The sequence below is a fragment of the Photobacterium sp. R1 genome, from assembly GCF_054600795.1.
The window spans coordinates 150,939-167,943 of record NZ_BAAHZP010000007.1 but is presented as its reverse complement, the minus strand read 5'-3'; the positions used below and the strand labels follow the sequence as shown (position 1 = coordinate 167,943).

Below are 17,005 nucleotides of genomic sequence, written 5' to 3'. Positions count from 1 at the left end.
CCTTTTTCTATGCCGGTTCTCTGTCGGTTTTAGGCCGGGAGCTTCCCCAGACGGCCAAGTTCATCGTATGCCAGTGCCATCTTCCGGGCATCGTTATGTTGCAGGATATGATGTCGCGGGTTCTGTCTCGGCTTCGTCATTAACGCTGTTGTCAGTTGATAGGTCAGGGTTCGCGGGTCTTCCGGACTGAGGATCATGCCGCTGAACGGGCACAGTGTTTCCCGGCTGGCACCAACATCCGTAACCGCTGCCGGGATCCCGCAAGCCTGGGCCTCAAGCGGGGTCAGCGGGTAGCCTTCCGCCGCAGAAACCAGACAAAATAAATCCAGAGCCTGATAAAACTGGGGCATATCCTCAACCAGCCCCATAAAATGCACGCGTTCCGTGACATTCAGGCTGATGGCGTGGTTGAACAGTTTATCGGCCATACTGCCGTGTCCTGCGATGACAAGATGGACATGATGGGGTAATTCCGGCAGGACTTCGATCAGCAGGAATTGCCGCTTGACGGGCTCAAGCCTTCCGGCAGTCCCGATAAGCAACGCATCCTGCGGCAGTCCCAGAGACTGGCGGGCTTTTTCCTGACTGCCCGGTTGAAAGCGTTCTGTATCTATGCCGTTCAGAATGGTCATGACGTTGCGGCGTTTCAGACGCTGATACAACTGGTATGCGACCTGAGCACCGTCTGCAACCAGAAGCGGGCGACTGAAAGTGAGTGCAAGTTTTTGCAGCCGGCACCGTTTTTCATTCGCCAGATGCCATGCATCATGCTCGGTATGAATCAGCGTGGGAACTCTTGCGAGCCTTGCAGCCAGACCGGCATACAGTAATGGCCCGATGTGGTGTGTATGGACAATCTCGGCGTTCATCCGGCGGAAAATGCGGGTGAGCGTCAGGATGAGTTCAGGGGAAAAGCCCGGCTCTTTGTCCAGGAAGATCAGTTTATCCGCGACGGCTTCGAGTCTCGGCCATTGGTCCAGCGCTGAAGCTTTGGTGCCCTCAAGGCTGAGGATATACATGCTGTCTTTATTGGCAGAAAACCGGAGAATATCCAGAGCGAGTGCTTCCAGACCGCCCGGTTTCAAGTGTTGTACAACTTGGATGACTGTCTTCATTCGCTTCACCTTACCTGGCTGGATGCTCATTTCCTGATTCAGCAATTGCTGTGCCATGATTGAACCCATCCTGAGTTCCTGATAAATCACGAAGTCCTGCTGGCGGATGTCCGTTTTTTTTGCATTTTGAGACTCAAGATGAAAACGGTGCAGTTTTATGGCAACGGGATGCTGTTTTCTGTGCGTCTTTCTGCAAACGAGGCACAGAGATCCAAACTGACTGCTGCCTGGGGTTGTGGCGGCAGGCGGGTCAGCACAGGCACACCGGTCAGGCTGTACAGGCGGTCTTTGCGCCGGACTGATGTATCGGTCAGTTCAAGCACCAGTGCCGCACCACTGCCAATCAAAATGCCCCCAAACACGCCAGACAGAATGAAAACAATCACAGGCAGGTTCGATGGTCCGCTCGGCGTAAAGGGCTGATCAATCACTTTGATGCGTTTGTCCTGCTCGAAAATACCCAGAGAACTGGTGAGCCGGGCCATTTCATAGCGCTTGAGCAGTTCGTCATACAGCTGGCTTTTGACGGCCAGATCCCGCTCCAGTCGCTTCAGTTCCTGTTCTTTATTACTGAAGGCGTGCGCCTTTGCTTCCAGTTCTTGCACCATGTTTTTCAGGCTGGCGGTTTCTTCCTGCAGCGCATCGACTTTGCTGCGTGCTAACTGCAGCTGTTCGAGCTGAGAAATCAGTAACGGCTGGGTGTGTCCGTTGTCATAGACCGTGTTGTGTGAGGCGATGTCCCAGAGCTGTTCCGGGTTCACCGGGGTGGGTGTGGCCGACAGGACTTTTTGTCTTTCATCTTCCAGCCTTCTGAGTTCACGCAGCGCGCCCTGAACTGCGGAATGCTGATCGGTATATCTGGCCCGGAGAAGGGTGATTTCACTGCGGGTTTTGATGATTTGTTCTTCAATGCGCCCAATCACCGGGTTGGTTCTGGACAGCTGCTGGTCCAGACCGCCGAGACTGCGCACGGCGCCTGCCAATTCAGATTTTTTTTCCGACAGACGCTGTTTGAGCTGACCCAGTTGCGTCATGGTCGATACCTGTAACTCGGGCAGTACGGTGATGTGCTCACTTTTATAACTGGCGAGTGCCTGTTCGGCTTTTTCCAGTTCTTCCCGGCGGTACTGAATATGCTCAGACAGAAAGTAGCTGGAATCTTTCATGGAAGACCGTTCAGGGGCGAGCACTTGCTCAATGAAATGCCGGCTCACAATATCCAGCGTTTCCTTCATACCCTCCCGGGCACCGGAACGGTAGTCAATCCGGATCAGATCCTTGCCCATCATACTGACTGTAAGACCGGCAGAAAGGCGGGCAATGACAGCATCGGTTTCGGCATCGCTGGTTTGATCGTGAATGAGCCCGCGGTCGCGTGCGACAGCGCCCAGAATGTGGCGGCTGTGCAGCAGGGTTTTTAAGGCGTCCATGCGGTCTTTCAGCATGGCTGAAACCGCGAGATCCTCCAGAAACGGATTCATTTTCGAGGTTTCCTGAATCAGCATACTGGTATGGGAACGGTAGGTTTTCGGGCTGAAGGTTCCGATGATACCGCCGAACACCGGGAGAATGAGAATCGGCAACACAATCAGATAACGCCGCCGCCAGGCCGCTTCCAGAATGATCAGAAACCGATGAGACAGTCGCATCACAGTCCCTCCAGCCACTGGCTCACCTGAGCCGCTCTTTGCTGCCAGGTATGGTCCGCCGCAACATTTGCCTGATGGGGTGCCGGAGATTGCTGACCGGCCCGCAGAATGGCGTTGACCATCTCATCGGCGCTCCGGGCAACGTGAATCAGTTCCCGGTACGGCTTCAGCGCAGGAAAAGGGGTTGCAACCACAGGCTGACCGGCAGCCAGATATTCAAGCAGCTTGAGCGGGTTACAGGCTCGTATCTGTGCATTATCAACAAAAGGCAATAAAGAGACTTGCCAGTGCTGACTGTAAGACGGTAGCTGGTGATGCGCTCGGGGACCCAGAAGATGGACCTGAGGCAATTTGGCGATCGGACTGATGTCTGTGTGAATCTGACCGATAAAGACAAAATGCCAGTCCGGTAAGCGTTTGATCACCTCAGCCAGCATCGGATAATCCAGCCAATTAGACAGACTGCCGTAGAATCCGGCGACTGGCCGGCCGTCATCCGGTAAGTCTGCGGCCCGCGGTACGGGTGAATTGAAGCGCAAGAAATCAACCCCGTGGGGGAGATGCCGGGTTTTCGAAGCCGGAAACTGTTCAGCCAGCACCGGGCTGGCCGCCATGATCAGGTCGGCACGATGGACCAGTGATTGCTCATGTTGGGAGACGGTCTGGTGGTCGACGCCCGCCAGGGCAGAAAAATCATCGCCGCAGTAGTAAACCACCGCAGACTCGCCCAGTTGTCCGCATAAATCGGCGGCGGTCGGCAGCGATGACCACAAAATGGGAGCGTGCAGTTTGGATTGCCGCATTATCGGAAGCAATTGGCGACGCATCAGCCAGGCGGCCAGTTTTCGTTCCCAACGGGTGCGAGGTGCTGGAATCGTCTTCAGATTGATGACCTGCATTTGGTCTGGCACTGATATTCCGGATTGAGGTTGCTGGCCGGACTGTCGTGCAGCGAACAGTTTTCGCCAGGCGCGCTGAAGATCCCGGCCGGTCAGGGCCGGGCGACGCAGGCCAATTGAATTGATCCAAAGCACCTGCCGATCCTGTGCCAGATACCGGATCAGATGCTGGGTACTGGACGGCAGGCCACCCCAGTCTTCGCCGAAGACGATCAGATCATGCGGCATCTGTTTTCTCCTCATCCGGCCGGGTCAGAGGGTTTTGGCGGGCCAATGTACGGAGTACCTTCGCCGGGTTTCCGGCAGCCAGCACACCCGGTGGCAGACTTTTAGTCACAATGCTCCCGGCAGCGACGATCGTGCCCTGACCAATACGGACACCGGGCATGATATACACACCCGTGCCCAGCCAGACATCGTCTTCCAGAATAATATCGCCGGTTTGTGAGTCGGCATCCGGCTGTCCGGCTGCCCGGGCGACAGGGTCAACCGGATGACCCGGATAGCCGCACAAGAAGCTGCGCCCTGCAATTCGGACGTTATTGCCCAGAATCACCTGAGTGCCCACTGCAATGGTAGTTTGCCAGCCAATTCCGACGTTATCGCCTACCTGTAACTCCGGCTGACAGGTTCCGTGAGCTCGGCCACTGAAAGTTGTGTGTCCGGAGATCCGGCAGCGATGTCCTACGGTGATTTTCAGCGGACCGGAGATAAATGGCAGGCCGCCATACAGGTTTAAGCCGCGGCCGCACGCTGTCAGACGGCCTTTGAACAGCGGGGTCCACCAGCATATCCGGACCAGGGTCTGTACTGAGGTGAGAGCGACTTTCCAGCCGTGATAAAGCGGCAGACTCAGCAGGCGCGGCGCAGGAACTTCCAAACGGCGCAGCCACAGACAAAAGTGAAATAACCGCTTTGCCAGAGGATTCTGGCTGTGTTTGAGCCACTGTTTTACATGATGGACCGACACAACTGACATGAGACCTCCTGCTGGAACACTTGCTGAAACAATCAATGTTATCAATCAGGCTTGTATCTGGCTTATGCATAGGTAGTGCCAGCTTGTCAGTCAGGCAGTGTCTTCTGAGAAGAGTCCGAAATGTTCTCAGCGTGAGGACATTTCGCTTCGCAAAATGCAACGGACGAATCGCCGGATGCAGTCTCCTGTTGAGGATGTGGTTGAGGCTGTCGTCGTGGTTCCGGGCTGGATTGCGACGCTTGGGTTTTCACATAGTTTCCGACCGCAATCACCAGTGCCGCCAGAATATAGATTGGCCAGGTAAACCCCTGGGTCAGAAAGGTGCCGGACACGACGGTGCCCAGTAACCCGGCAAGGACAGCCTGCGCCGTTGTATAGACGGCAGGATCGTAGTGGGCGAGATTCGTTTCAATCCGGCCGAGAGTGACAAAAGCGGTGCGGATCAGGCAAATAATCATGGTGACAAAAACCGTGAGACCCAGGAATCCGGTTTCAGCCAGTACACCGAACCAGGTGCTGTGAACCGCATGGTTCAGGCCGTCCCAGTGCGGACTGTAGAAAAAGTAATTGGCATAGAAATTATCCAGCCCGACGCCGGTAAATGGATGCGCAACCGCCATTTTTGTGGCTGCTTCCCAGGCATACAAACGGCCCATGGCAGAGGCATCGATGCCTTCTTCTACGGCACCGCCTGAAGCCCGGTCTGAAATACCGGCGGCCAGAAAGAGCAACGCAGCTGCCAGTGCGCCAAGTGAGAAGAACAGGGTTTTGGACTTCATCCGGCGGTAGCCGAATAATCCGAAGACGGTCAGGATCCCCAGCAGACCGCCACGGCTTTGGGTGGCAAGCACTGCGCTGAACAGAATGGGAGTCGATAACAATCCGATGAGACGGCTGTACAGCGGCATGGATTTGGTCAGCAGCAGTGCGACCGCGAATGAGGTCGGGAACATCAGGACCAGTGCCAGATCATTGGGATCGCCCAGCATCGAACCGATTGCACGCCCGATGGTGACACGGGTGCCTTCTACCAGCCCGATCCCGTTGGCTTTGTTGTATAGAGCGACAAGGCCGACCACCATGCCTGAAAACGCAATCACGTTGGAGGACAGGGCAAAATCCTTTGCGGCCCGGGACAACCAGGCGATCGCAAAGACCATGATCAGGATTTTCCAGTAAGTGGCTTTGAAGTAAGCCAGCGCAATACCGCGGTTTTCAGCCATGATGACACCAATCAGAACCAGAATGGCGAAGGTGGTCAGCACGGTCAGATCCCGGTGCCAGTAAGCGCGATACCGCTGTGAGATCCCAATATGCCAGCACAGTGCTCCCAGAGAAGCCAGCGACAGCAGCAGCGGGATTTTCAGCGAATAAAGCTGCGGGAAGACTTCATGGATGCGGAAAAAAGAAAAAACCACAAACAGCAGTACCATGAGGAAGGGGCGGGTCAGCACAAATAAAATCGCAAATGGAATCAGGCCAAATACCGGCAGCAGCAGGGGATGCGGAATCAGCCGCCAGATTGCGCCGAAGACGACACAAAGTGCCAGCCCGAGCAGGCACTGATTTCTGGATGACCTGAGACGCGCATCGGTCATCGTGACAGAACCCTGTGCCGGATGAAATCCGGTAGAAGCTGCAGGTGGTGAAAACACCAGGCCAGCATGAGGGTGGCGACACCGGCAACCAGAATCTGGGTTATCGCGTTCCAGGAAATCACACTCAGGCTCATGACGATGGCGGTCAGGGCAGCGCCTGCCGCCAGGGCTTTCCGGCGAAAAGGCAGGGGATGCCGGGCCTGACTTAAACGCCAGATCAGCAGGACACGTATGAACTGGGCGGCAAGCAGCGCAGCCAGAATTCCCCAGACAGACCAGGCTGGTGTAAGCAGAATCATCAGGCAGACACCGACGACGGCACTCAGCCCCTGAATCATCATCAGCGAGCGGGTGCTTTTGGTCGCCAAAGCGCCGAGATTCAGTAACTCGCAGATTTCACGCAGTGCGGCGATGAGGATGAGGACAAACGCATAGAGGCTGGCCTGTGCGTAGCTGGCCGGCATGAGCCAGTGAATGAATACAGGGGCGACAAGACTGACGCTGACGGTTATCAGTCCGAGCAGAGCAAGGCCGTGGGTAGTCATCCGGGCGGCCTGATACCGGCCATTTTCGCCAAACAGTATCCCGAAACGCTTGGGCATCCACCACATTCCAAAGGGCTGCATCATCAGCACCACGGCGAGCGCAAATTTGCTGGCGACGGCATACTGAGCCACATCCTGCAGGCCGGCGAAATGGGCCAGCACCCACCGGTCGAATCCGTTCAGAGTAAATGCCAGTAAGCCGCTGCCCATGATCGGCCAGGAATAGCTGAGAATCTCGCGTCCTTTGACCCGCTGGATGCGGATGCCGGTGTCCCGGTACTGGATGATGAGCAGGAGCGCGGCCTGCGTCATGGCGACCATAAACCCGGCTTCAAGAATGCCGGTCACCCCCTTACCGGCATGGAGCATCAGAAGAATCAAGCCCGCGTGACTGATGGCTCTGCCTGTGGTCAGCAAGAAGAACGTCCAGACCTTATCTCGCATTCTCAGCCATGCCAGTGGGACAGCGATGCAGCTTTCGAAGGCCAGCACGGTGAACATCAGACTTAACTCGTAACGGGAGAATAAGGCCGGGCTGAGATCACCAATCAGCGCAGCGGCTGTCCAGACGAAAGGCAAGGTCAGGATTGCAATGCAGAGGGTGATCCCCATGACCTGACTGGCATGGAATTTCTGCGCCTGTTCATTTTGCGCGGCACCGGCGAAGCGGTACAGCGCTTCGCTTAACCCCATTCCCAGAATAATGCTGGCGAACATCGCAATACTGGTCAGCACTTCCAGCCGACCGAATTCATCCGGCGGCAACTGATGGGTGATAAATGGCAGCATAAACAGGGAAACGCCTTTCATCAGCACAATGCTGATGCCATACAACACCATGTATTGCATGGCTTTGGGAACCGGGAGTTTAACCATGTCTGGCACCTCCGATGCGGGCTTTCACGCGCTGGATAAACGGCAGCCTGACGGATACGCCGGCTGCAGGCGGAGAGCAGAGTTCGGTGATGATATCGACCACAGGTTGGTAGCATGTTTCCGCTCTGTAATTTTCGGCCAGCTGGCGTGCTCTGGTTCCAATGCGCTGAATTGATTTCATGTCCCGGCTCAGCCATAAAATGGTGCTGGCCAGGGCATCGTGGTCACCAGGCGGGTACTTGATGCAGTGGACGCCGTCCATTAACACTGAATCCCAGTAAGCGCCGTCGGCCGGGATCACCACACAATGTCCCGCAGCCATGGCTTCCAGAACGGAAAGACCAAAGGGTTCCCTGACACTGGTAGAGATAAACAGGTTACAGCGGGCCCGGATGGCATCGAAGTTGACCGGATTTTCATGCCAGTGAATCCGGGCAATCGGCTGCCCGGATTCAGAAACGGGCAGCTGGGTTTGTCTGGGTCTGAGATAGCAGATCTCCGAATCCGGACGGTGCTCAACCGGCAGCGACTCAAGGGCCTGCAGCAGCCGGTCCAGCCCTTTCCATTTCAGCAAAGAAGCGGCCCACAGCAAGCGGGGCTGTTCATACTGGCATGCACCAGGCCACTGGTCGGGGCAAAGCCCGTTGATGAAAGACTGAAATCTGGCTTTGACGGGAGTAAATCTATAGCCTGCCTTGCGAAGCGCCGCAGTCATGCTGTCCTGACAACTGTCGAGAAAGCAGACTTTGTCGGCCGCGGCCAGGCTTCGTCCGAGCATACGGGAATGTCCGACGGGCCCATGAACAAGTTGCAGCAACGGCCAGCCGGTCAGTTTTTTCAGCAGGAAAAGAGAAAAATCGACTCCGGGGCCGGACGCCCCGAGTAAGAGTGCTGGCTGGCCATGTTTCAGGCAGGCTTTCAATCCCGTTGCTGCAGTCAGCAGGTGACGAATCAGATAACCGAGACCGTGATTTCCTCCGGGGAGCCACCGGGGGCGCCACAGCGGGAGATGTTCACAGTCTGGCAGGGGCCAGCTCTCCGGGTCATTGGTCAGGACCCGGATATGAAATTGCCTGGCGGGCAGCTGTTTTAACAGGGAAACGGTCGCATTTTTGCTGCCCCCGCCAAAAGCGATGGGATCGATGATGAAGAGGGTGTTACTTTTCGCCATGGCAGGGTTCCTCTAACCAGCGCTGCGCCTGAAACCGGGTCAGTCTGTTTGGCCGAAAGCTTAGGATGCCCCGGTACATTGCGTGCAGGTGCCAGTCTTTATGCAGGCGCGGGATGCTGTCCGCGTCGCTGGCGATGGCGTGATAGAGTGTTTCAAACGACTGACAGTATTTCTCAATGGTCAGGTTGTTACGGATGAAGTCTCGTCCGGAGGCGCCTAACCGTTGCCGTAAGTCCGGCTCGGTCAGCAGGGTTTCGATTTTGGCGAGCAAATCGACTTCATTGTTTGTGGCGGCGAGAAGCCCGGTGACCTGATCTTTAATCACGCTGCCGACACCGCCGATATGATTGACGACCACGGGCAGTCCGGCCAGACTTGCTTCCGCCAGTGCCAGACCAAAAGATTCGGAGTGTGCGCTGGAGATATAGATATCCATGCCGCCTTTCATCCAGGCAATGGCATCGGCCTGCTGACCTGCAAAATGAACCCGATCACGGATATTCAGTTTCTCCGCCATTGCTTCAAATGTTGGCTGATCCCGCCCGTTTCCGAGTAGCACTAAATGAACCGGATACCCTTTTGCGATCAGTCTGTGGGTGACATTCAGTAAGTGATCAATGCCTTTTTCCATCAGCATGGCCCCGGCGTAGCCCAGGACAATGGCATCATCGGGAATGTCCATGGTGTTTCGGAAAGGGAATGCTTCCACTGCGTCCAAAGCCTCGATATCAATGCCGTTGGGAATGATTTGGCACTTCTCAGGAGAAAATCCTTCCTGCATAAAAGGGGAAAGCACATAGTCGCTGACGCCGACCAGCAAAGGGGCCTGATAGAGCCCCAGTGTCAGGCGATCCCGAAGTGAATAGTGGGCATGCAGGTGAACAAGCATCGGAGTCCGGCACCATCTCGCGGCCCAGTGCATCCACTGGCACGGGGCACCGCTGTTGCAGTGAACCACATCGGCCCGGTAAGCATGAATCAGGCGCTGACCGGCGCGAACCAGCTGCCACCACCCGAAGAGCCGGAGTTTGGGTTTTTCCCAGCCAAGCAACAGCGAAAAGGGGGTGGCATGGCAGGCGACGCCCATGGCTCTGGCCGCCATGGCCAGCTCCTGGCTGTTACACCACAGCACCGGCGTAAAGGCTTTTCTGTCCAGATGTGCGAACAGATTCAGCAAACACCGTTCACTTCCCCGGATACCATCGTCGCCATAGTGAACAAATAAAATGGTTTTGGCAGTGGTTGATTCTCTGTTCATCAGTGCCTCCGAACCGATGTCGATCGGTGTTCGTGTGTTTCGGTGTGTCTTCGTGCGAATAGGCTGAGCAATTCAGACGCCGCGCAGCACATTCGGGTTGCGCTCTCAGGCCAGCTTTGCCGGTGTCAGATTCACGACAAGCGAATATTGTGCCAGCAGTGCGGGCAGAACCGCTTCGGCTGAAAAATTCTCCCGGACGGAACGAATCGCTTGCTGGCGCATGCTCATGCGTTGTTCGGCGGGAAGGGCAAACCAGTGTTTCAGCCAGTGATACAGCTGTTCAGGCTCATCCGGGGATATCAGCCAGCCGTTGTGGTCATGGATGATCGCGCGGCTCATAGCGCCCACCTCTGTTGCAATGACAGGGATGCCGAATGAGAGTGCTTCCAGCGCGGCCATTGGCAGCCCTTCGTGCCGGGAAGGCATGATGAGCAGGCCAATGTTCGGCCAGATGTCAGTCATGTCCTGCTGCATGCCGTGAAAGTGCAGATTCGCCGGGCTGTCTTGTTCTAATGCTGTTCTGAGCGGGCCGTCGCCGTAGCAGTCAAACTGAAGTGCCGGACATTGGCGGGCTAGTTCGGCAAAGCGATCCGGGCCTTTTTCATGGCTGAGTCGGCCGACAAAAGCAATTTGGTGTCCTTGAGAAGCCGTCTGGCTCAGATGATTGGTGAAGTTATCCAGTACGACCGATGGCCGGGAAAGGCGGCTGGCAATGCTGTGACTGACGGCAAAAGTAGCGTTGGCGAGACAGGCCGTAGCTCTGTCGGCCATATCATAGAGCGCCAGCCTGCCGCGGCAGGTTTCTCCGGCATGATAGGTCGACACAACCGGGCAGGACAAAAAGGGTTTGAGCAGACGGCACAGGATCCCGGCTTTATACCCGTGGGTATGCACCAGTAAAGGACGCATCTGTCTGGCAAGGCGGAGCAGGGAACGGAGTTTACCGTCCAGCACAAACACGGGGACGGGCTGGGTCCGGGGCGCAGCCTGGGCCGACAGTCTGGCGATCAGCGGGTGAGTCTGGTCGTAATCCTGCCACAGGATGACCTGCACATCATAACGGCTGGTCTTTAATGCGGTCGCCAGTTCCTGAATATGAGTTTCAATCCCGCCCAGTGTCCGGCTGTCAGCAATCAGCCAGATCGGGCGGCTCGCTGGTCTCGCAGTGAAGGTCTTCTTGCTCATGTGAGTTCCCGCAGACAAAAAGAGAATACGGAAACCCGGCAAATTTGATGCCACTCTATCAGGCTACATATAGGCAGGCTGCATATAGGGAGGCTGCATATGGGCTGACTGGACACGCATGCTTTCGTGCCATGTCCGGCCTTGTACTCACCTGAGTTGCATTCTGCAACTCAAAGTGCGTCTTCATCCGGCAGATCAACTGCCTGTTTTCAGGACAATATTATGGATATCCAAGGCTTTCAGTTGCAGGAATGACTTTTCCGCGACCGTCAGCAATTGCTCACCCAGTTCAATCGCATGCGCTTTGCAATTTTGAATACACAAATGTTCAATGCGTCTGGCCAGCATCGACAGCCGGATATTGCCGTAACTGCCAGCGCTGCTGGCGAGCGCGTGGGTTTCAAACTGCAGCTGATCCGGGTTGTTGTCCTCAATGGCTTTGCGGATAGTGGCGATTCGGTTTTGGCTGTCTTCAAGATACAGCTCGACCAGCATGTCGGTATCTTCGAAGGAGGTGTCCTCGATCAATTGATGGATGGTTGTCGGATCAACCAGCGGATACAGCGATAAAGGAATTTCGTCTTTATTCGCACAGAAGGTTTCTGCTTCATCAATGGACTGACACGGTACAGTGCACCGCTTTTCGTTGCTGTGGGAAACAGGTTTGACCCACTTGCTCAGGCAGTCCAGTAACTGTGCTTTGTGAATGGGCTTGCTCAGGTAGTCGGTCATCCCGGCGGACAGGAAGCGTTCTCTGTCCCCTGTCAGGGTATGAGCGGTCAAAGCAATGATCGGCAGTGACTGGTTCTCCGGCGACAGGGCTCGGATCCGCTGTGTTGCTTCCATGCCGTCCATACCGGGCATCGAGATGTCCATAAAAATCAGGTCGTAGTGGCGTTGCTGAACAGCAAGAATCGCCTGCTCGCCGCTGGTGACCATATCGGTTTCGATACCCGCGGTTTTCAGCATATGGCCAATCACCAGACGGTTTGCCGCGTTGTCCTCGGTGACCAGAATCTTCATCCCGGCCCGGAGAATCGGCAGTTGTTTTTGGCTCAGTGGATGCGTCGCATCTTGCGATGCAATTGCCAACGGAATGGAAAAGTAGAAATCACTCCCGGTCTGAAGGGTACTGGAAAGACCCAATTCACCTCCCATCAGCTGTATCAGGCGTTTGCAAATTGCCAGCCCCAGCCCGGTGCCTTCCGTGGCCCGTGTATAACCCTGATCAGACATGGTAAATTCGTCAAACAGGCTTTCCTGTGCCTCTGGAGCAATACCAATCCCGCTGTCGATCACATGACAATTCAGCAGCCAGCCTGCTTTCGTGTTGAGAGCGGTTTTCGTGAGCGACACTTCGACGCGAATCCCGCCCTGAGGTGTGAATTTGATGGCGTTATGGATCAGGTTCAGCAGAATCTGACGGATACGGCCTGCATCCCCTTGAGCGAAGTTGTTGGCTTCCGGGGGCAAGGTTAATGACAGGGTCAGATGATGCTTCTCTGCCAGCGGCGTCATCAGTTCAATGACCTGGTGAAAAACCTGCTGAATATGAAAAGGCTCATGGTTCAGCACCAGATTGTTGGCCTCCATTTTGGAGAAATCCAGAATGTCATTGATGATCGCAACCAGGTGTTTACCGGATTCATGTGCCGTTTGAACCAGGCTTTTCTGATGCGCGGAGAGGGTTTCCCCCTGCAGGATATCCAGGATACCGAGCACACCATTCATGGGGGTGCGTATTTCATGGCTCATGGAAGCCAGAAAACGGCTTTTGGCCTCATTGGCTTTTTCTGCTTCCCGGCGAGCGCGTTGCAGTGTGGCCTCGTGTGCCTTTTGTTCTGAAATATCAATGAAGTGGCAAACGTAGAGTACGGCGTGTTCGTCGGGGAACACCGGGGAGGCACTGAAATAAATAGGGAGTGCTTCACCGCGGATGGGTTGTAATACCAGCTCGCCAGACCATTTCCCGCCCTGATGAATGGTTTGCCACATTGCCTGATGCACGGACACAAGGCTGCTGAGGCTGGGCAATGGTGAACAGGATGCCGGATCATAACCGGTCAGCTGCTGAAATGTCGGGTTGTAGCGAAGAATTTGACCAGACTCATCCGCAAAAAAGATGGCTTCCTGAGCGTCAAAGGCCTGAGCCGCCAGTAGCTGTTCTTTTTCGGCGACTTTCCGGGCCGTAATATCCCGGATGTACGATACAAACAGGTAGTCCCCGTCAACTTCAACCGGAGAGACGGCCAGTTCAACCGGAAATGTATGCCCGTTTTTATGTAGGGCAAGGGTCTCTATGCGTTGTCCGAGCACCGGTCCTTCACCGGTTCTGATGAAATGCGCCATGCCCTGATAGTGCTGCGAACGCAGGTGTTGCGGGATCAGGTATTTCGCCATGTCCTGATGCAGAATTTCATGTTTCTGCCAGCCGAAGATGTGTTCGGCATTGGTATTGTAATCGACGATGTAGCCGGACTGATTGATCGTAATGATGGCATCCAGAGATGCGGTCAGGATGGTTTGCTGGATCTTTTCGTGACGATGCAGCTCATGCAGGGTCCGGCTTTTGTCCGCCAGCAAATCCTGGATTTCCTGCTGATTTTTCGCCAGCGTCAGTGACATGGTGTTAAATGAGCGGACGACTGCTCCCAGCTCATTGTTGGTGTGGCTGGGCAGTGTCATTCCCGGACCGTTGTGCGTGATTTCATCAACCGCCATTTTGAGCCGGCTTAACTGCCGGGTGAGGGCCGTCCCCAGAACAAAGGAACAGACGGCGACCAGAATGACCTCCAGTCCCGCAATGGACGTAAACATCTTCCCGGCGTCGGTGAGCAGGGTTTCCAGCTTGGAGGTTGAAAAACCAATTTCAATGCTGCCGTAGACGGTTCCGGCCTCAACGATCGGATAGTGGATGTCATAAATGCCGTCATCGACGTCACTGATCCCCTGATCTTTGTCTGTGTGCGGCGAGGTGGCAGGCACGTCACCTCCTTCAGCCAGCACTTGAACCTGATTACAGATCCGGACGTATTTGATGTCTGAAATCGCCATGATCTCGTCAACCAGACTGTTTAATGTTGCCAGGTCGTAAGACAGCACCGCATCTTTGGTGGCCCGGGCAAACAGCGTTGTGGCTGCCTGTGCGCGTTGTTCCAGTTGGGACTGGTTTGACTGACTGAGATAGGTCAGTGCGTTGCTGACTAAGAGCACCAGTACAAGCACTTCAATGAAGGCAATGCCCAGAATGGTTTTCAGACGAATACTCATCATGGCCTCCTTCAGTGCAGTAAATTTTGTAATAGATCGATTTGCAGGGCGCGAATATCATCCCAGGTGCTGTCTTCGGCAGCCTCAAACCCCGAAATCGCTAATTCAGCCAGGGCTTTCCTGCCGTCTTCCTTTGCTGCGAGGGTGATCAGGGCCTGCTGAATACTGGTGGCGGTTTGACTGTCGATTCCCGGATGAACAGCGATGGCATGTGAGGTATATCCCCGGGTTGTCCAGATGGGGGTCAGCTGGTTTCGCAGCGCCGGGTCAATGCTGTTGAACGTGCGCATCACACCGCCACCGGCAGGAAAGATGCCCTGAGCCACCGCCAGATAGACGGAGTCGTGGGACGACACGTACTTTGGCGTGAACCGGACATGGGCGGCGGACAGATCGGTGCGGGTTAAAATGCTGGCAGCAAATGCGGCCGGAGAGGGAAATGCCAGTGTCTGCTGATCCAGCTGAGACAGGGCGGTGATCCCGCTGTCTTTCCGGACCACAATAATGCCTTTGATTTGCTTATTGGCTGCCTTGGCGATGGCCCGGTAACCCGGCTCCTGATGGAACACGACATAATGATACGGGTTCATGTAGGCAATATCGTATTCCCCGTTTTTTAAACGTTTTTCGAAGGTGGGGATATCTGGTGCGGTGGCAAAGTGAATGGTATGGCCGCTCAGTTCGGACACCTGCGTGAGGATAGGTGTCCAGACACGGGCGAGTTTACTGGCGGCTTGCTGAGGCACGATCCCAAAAATAATCTCTCTGGCATGCGCCGGCATGGCAGCCAGAATGGCAAGGAACAGGGCAATCAGAATTCTCATCTTGACTCCTTAGGGCTTGCTTGCGCTGTTGCATCTGAAGAAATTGACTCATTGGCAATCCCGTTCAATCAGAAGCAGCAGGGCATCATCGTTCGGCTTTCCCTCAGTGCAGTCATCAAAGACTTGCATGACCTGCTCAATGGCTTCCTCGAGCGGTTGGGAAAGTGTCTTCCTGAGTGCATCAAGCATTTTTCGTTCCAGTTCCTGCCGGCCATCCGGCGTCATTGCCGATTCAAACAGCCCGTCGCTGATCACCGCCAGACGTTGTCCGGGTTCCAGCAGCTGAGTGACGGCGGGGTAATGCGGGTCTTCCAGCAGCCCGGGCAAAATACCGCTGATGTCGACTGCCTCAATGCGCTGCTTTGTGATGAGCAGAGGCGGTGGATGCCCGGCAGAGGCCAGAACGACCTGTCCGTCCGGATGCAGACAAAGTGCGCTGCAGGTCAGGGTCACCTGAGACAAGAAATGATCGGTGCGCGCGCCCATAGACAGACGCCGCAACACTTCATCCGGCGGGCAGTCAATCTCTGCGAGATTCAGCAACATTCCCCGCAGATAACCGGCGTAGGCATAAGAGAAAAATTTGGCGGTATCGTTGTGGCCCATGATGTCTGTAACCGCGATAAAAAAGCCGTTCTCGCACGGCTGAGCCATCACAAAATCACCGCCGCCGATCCCTGTATTTCGCTGCCTGACAGCAAGCCGCCAGCCCGGACAACCCGCAGGGAGCTGCGGCGATAAGGCACTGGCAATCTGCCGGTTCACCTGACCGGTCAGATGCCGGTAAACCTGTCTGGAACGTTCAAGTACGCGGTGCACCGTTTGCAACAGCAGTTGCTTGCTGACGGGTTTGGTCAGGTAGTCATCAATGCCCATAGTGGCAGCCTGCTGAAAGATTTCACTGGCATTGGCTGTTGTCAGAAAAATGAAGGGAACGGCAGCGCCGGGAGACAGTGAGTTCAGCTGTTCACGGAACTCCAGACCGTTCATACCGGGCATCTGAATATCTGACAGCACTAAATCAATGTGCTGATGATCGATCGTCGCAAGTGCCTGCTGGCCGTTGTCGGCGGTCAGAACATGAAAGTCGTCTGAGAGATAGGTTTGATAAAGGCGCCGTTGTGACGGCTCGTCATCGACAATAAAAATGGTTGGCTTGTCATCTTGCTGGCAATGCGGCCAGGTGGCCGTCAGGCAATTGAACGCACCGGTATCCGTGCCAGCGGCCTGATAGGTGAGTTCATCACTGAGCGATCTCAGCAGCGCAATTCCGCGGCCGGATTCGGCATCCAGCGCCAGAGCATCCAGCATCAGCGTATCCAGGGTCAGGGCGTCCGGCGCGGCCGGGTTTAACAGAGTCGGATCCCAGCTCCCGCCATCGTCCTCAAGCGTCAGCAGCCAGTTCTGAGAGGACATGCTGAATCTGACTTTCAATATCCGGGCCGACGGGGAACTGTGCTGGACAATATTAGTTGCAGCTTCGGCAAAACACAGAGCGATTTGATTGGCGGTCTGACTGTCGGCCTTACTCAGGCCCAGTGCCTGCTGAAGCAGTCGCCGGATTTTCGTGACACTGGCGAGTGTGGCGGGTTGTTCGATGTCCAGTAAAACAGTTTTTATGTTCATATCCATGTTC

Annotated in this window: 12 protein-coding genes; all 12 read right to left on the bottom strand. The window is 55.3% G+C overall.

Going from position 1 to position 17,005, the window contains the following annotated elements; translation table 11 throughout:
* Positions 1-29: 29 nt before the first annotated feature.
* Complete coding sequence (locus tag ACYP03_RS13540) at positions 30-1,184, bottom strand: glycosyltransferase (protein WP_459780380.1); 1,155 nt, start codon at positions 1,182-1,184, stop codon at positions 30-32.
* 86 nt (positions 1,185-1,270) lie between these two features.
* Complete coding sequence (locus ACYP03_RS13535; RefSeq protein ID WP_459780566.1) at positions 1,271-2,767, bottom strand: GumC family protein; 1,497 nt, start codon at positions 2,765-2,767, stop codon at positions 1,271-1,273.
* Positions 2,764-3,891: a glycosyltransferase gene (locus tag ACYP03_RS13530; protein ID WP_459780378.1), complete on the bottom strand. Its 1,128-nt coding sequence runs from the start codon at positions 3,889-3,891 to the stop codon at positions 2,764-2,766. Before ACYP03_RS13530 ends, ACYP03_RS13535 begins: the two co-directional genes overlap by 4 nt.
* Positions 3,881-4,642 carry an acyltransferase gene (locus ACYP03_RS13525; RefSeq protein ID WP_459780376.1) on the bottom strand — a complete coding sequence of 254 codons (762 nt, stop codon included), beginning with the start codon at positions 4,640-4,642 and terminating at the stop codon, positions 3,881-3,883. The genes ACYP03_RS13530 and ACYP03_RS13525 overlap by 11 nt, the downstream gene beginning before the upstream one ends.
* An 86-nt stretch (positions 4,643-4,728) precedes the next feature.
* Positions 4,729-6,240, bottom strand: coding sequence for an O-antigen ligase family protein (locus tag ACYP03_RS13520; RefSeq protein WP_459780564.1), 1,512 nt, complete (start codon positions 6,238-6,240; stop codon positions 4,729-4,731).
* A complete protein-coding gene (locus tag ACYP03_RS13515; protein WP_459780374.1) occupies positions 6,237-7,661 on the bottom strand; it encodes a lipopolysaccharide biosynthesis protein in 1,425 nt (474 codons plus the stop codon). Before ACYP03_RS13515 ends, ACYP03_RS13520 begins: the two co-directional genes overlap by 4 nt.
* The gene (locus tag ACYP03_RS13510) at positions 7,654-8,832 is read right to left on the bottom strand and encodes a glycosyltransferase family 4 protein (RefSeq protein ID WP_459780372.1); all 1,179 of its coding nucleotides are present in this window, start codon (positions 8,830-8,832) and stop codon (positions 7,654-7,656) included. Before ACYP03_RS13510 ends, ACYP03_RS13515 begins: the two co-directional genes overlap by 8 nt.
* Entirely contained in the window at positions 8,819-10,090 is a 1,272-nt protein-coding gene (locus ACYP03_RS13505; RefSeq protein ID WP_459780370.1) for a glycosyltransferase, read from the bottom strand. The genes ACYP03_RS13510 and ACYP03_RS13505 overlap by 14 nt, the downstream gene beginning before the upstream one ends.
* Before the next feature lie 105 nt (positions 10,091-10,195).
* Positions 10,196-11,275, bottom strand: coding sequence for a glycosyltransferase family 4 protein (locus ACYP03_RS13500; protein ID WP_459780368.1), 1,080 nt, complete (start codon positions 11,273-11,275; stop codon positions 10,196-10,198).
* A 195-nt stretch (positions 11,276-11,470) separates the two neighbouring features.
* A complete protein-coding gene (locus ACYP03_RS13495; RefSeq protein WP_459780366.1) occupies positions 11,471-14,545 on the bottom strand; it encodes a PAS domain S-box protein in 3,075 nt (1,024 codons plus the stop codon).
* Positions 14,546-14,556: 11 nt separating this feature from the next.
* Positions 14,557-15,369 (bottom strand): phosphate/phosphite/phosphonate ABC transporter substrate-binding protein, encoded by an 813-nt coding sequence (locus tag ACYP03_RS13490; RefSeq protein WP_459780364.1) that lies wholly within the window; start codon positions 15,367-15,369, stop codon positions 14,557-14,559.
* Between the two features lie 48 nt (positions 15,370-15,417).
* On the bottom strand, positions 15,418-17,001 hold the full coding sequence (locus tag ACYP03_RS13485; protein ID WP_459780362.1) for a SpoIIE family protein phosphatase: 1,584 nt from the start codon (positions 16,999-17,001) through the stop codon (positions 15,418-15,420).
* Positions 17,002-17,005: the final 4 nt, after the last annotated feature.

Bases quoted from the DNA above. Each gene is read 5' to 3' on its own strand.
- ACYP03_RS13540 (WP_459780380.1), bottom strand. From the start codon at position 1,184: ATGGGTTCAATCATGGCACAGCAATTGCTGAATCAGGAAATGAGCATC.
- ACYP03_RS13530 (WP_459780378.1), bottom strand. From the start codon at position 3,891: ATGCCGCATGATCTGATCGTCTTCGGCGAAGACTGGGGTGGCCTGCCG.
- ACYP03_RS13525 (WP_459780376.1), bottom strand. From the start codon at position 4,642: ATGTCAGTTGTGTCGGTCCATCATGTAAAACAGTGGCTCAAACACAGC.
- ACYP03_RS13520 (WP_459780564.1), bottom strand. From the start codon at position 6,240: ATGACCGATGCGCGTCTCAGGTCATCCAGAAATCAGTGCCTGCTCGGG.
- ACYP03_RS13515 (WP_459780374.1), bottom strand. From the start codon at position 7,661: ATGGTTAAACTCCCGGTTCCCAAAGCCATGCAATACATGGTGTTGTAT.
- ACYP03_RS13510 (WP_459780372.1), bottom strand. From the start codon at position 8,832: ATGGCGAAAAGTAACACCCTCTTCATCATCGATCCCATCGCTTTTGGC.
- ACYP03_RS13505 (WP_459780370.1), bottom strand. From the start codon at position 10,090: ATGAACAGAGAATCAACCACTGCCAAAACCATTTTATTTGTTCACTAT.
- ACYP03_RS13500 (WP_459780368.1), bottom strand. From the start codon at position 11,275: ATGAGCAAGAAGACCTTCACTGCGAGACCAGCGAGCCGCCCGATCTGG.
- ACYP03_RS13495 (WP_459780366.1), bottom strand. From the start codon at position 14,545: ATGAGTATTCGTCTGAAAACCATTCTGGGCATTGCCTTCATTGAAGTG.
- ACYP03_RS13490 (WP_459780364.1), bottom strand. From the start codon at position 15,369: ATGAGAATTCTGATTGCCCTGTTCCTTGCCATTCTGGCTGCCATGCCG.
- ACYP03_RS13485 (WP_459780362.1), bottom strand. From the start codon at position 17,001: ATGGATATGAACATAAAAACTGTTTTACTGGACATCGAACAACCCGCC.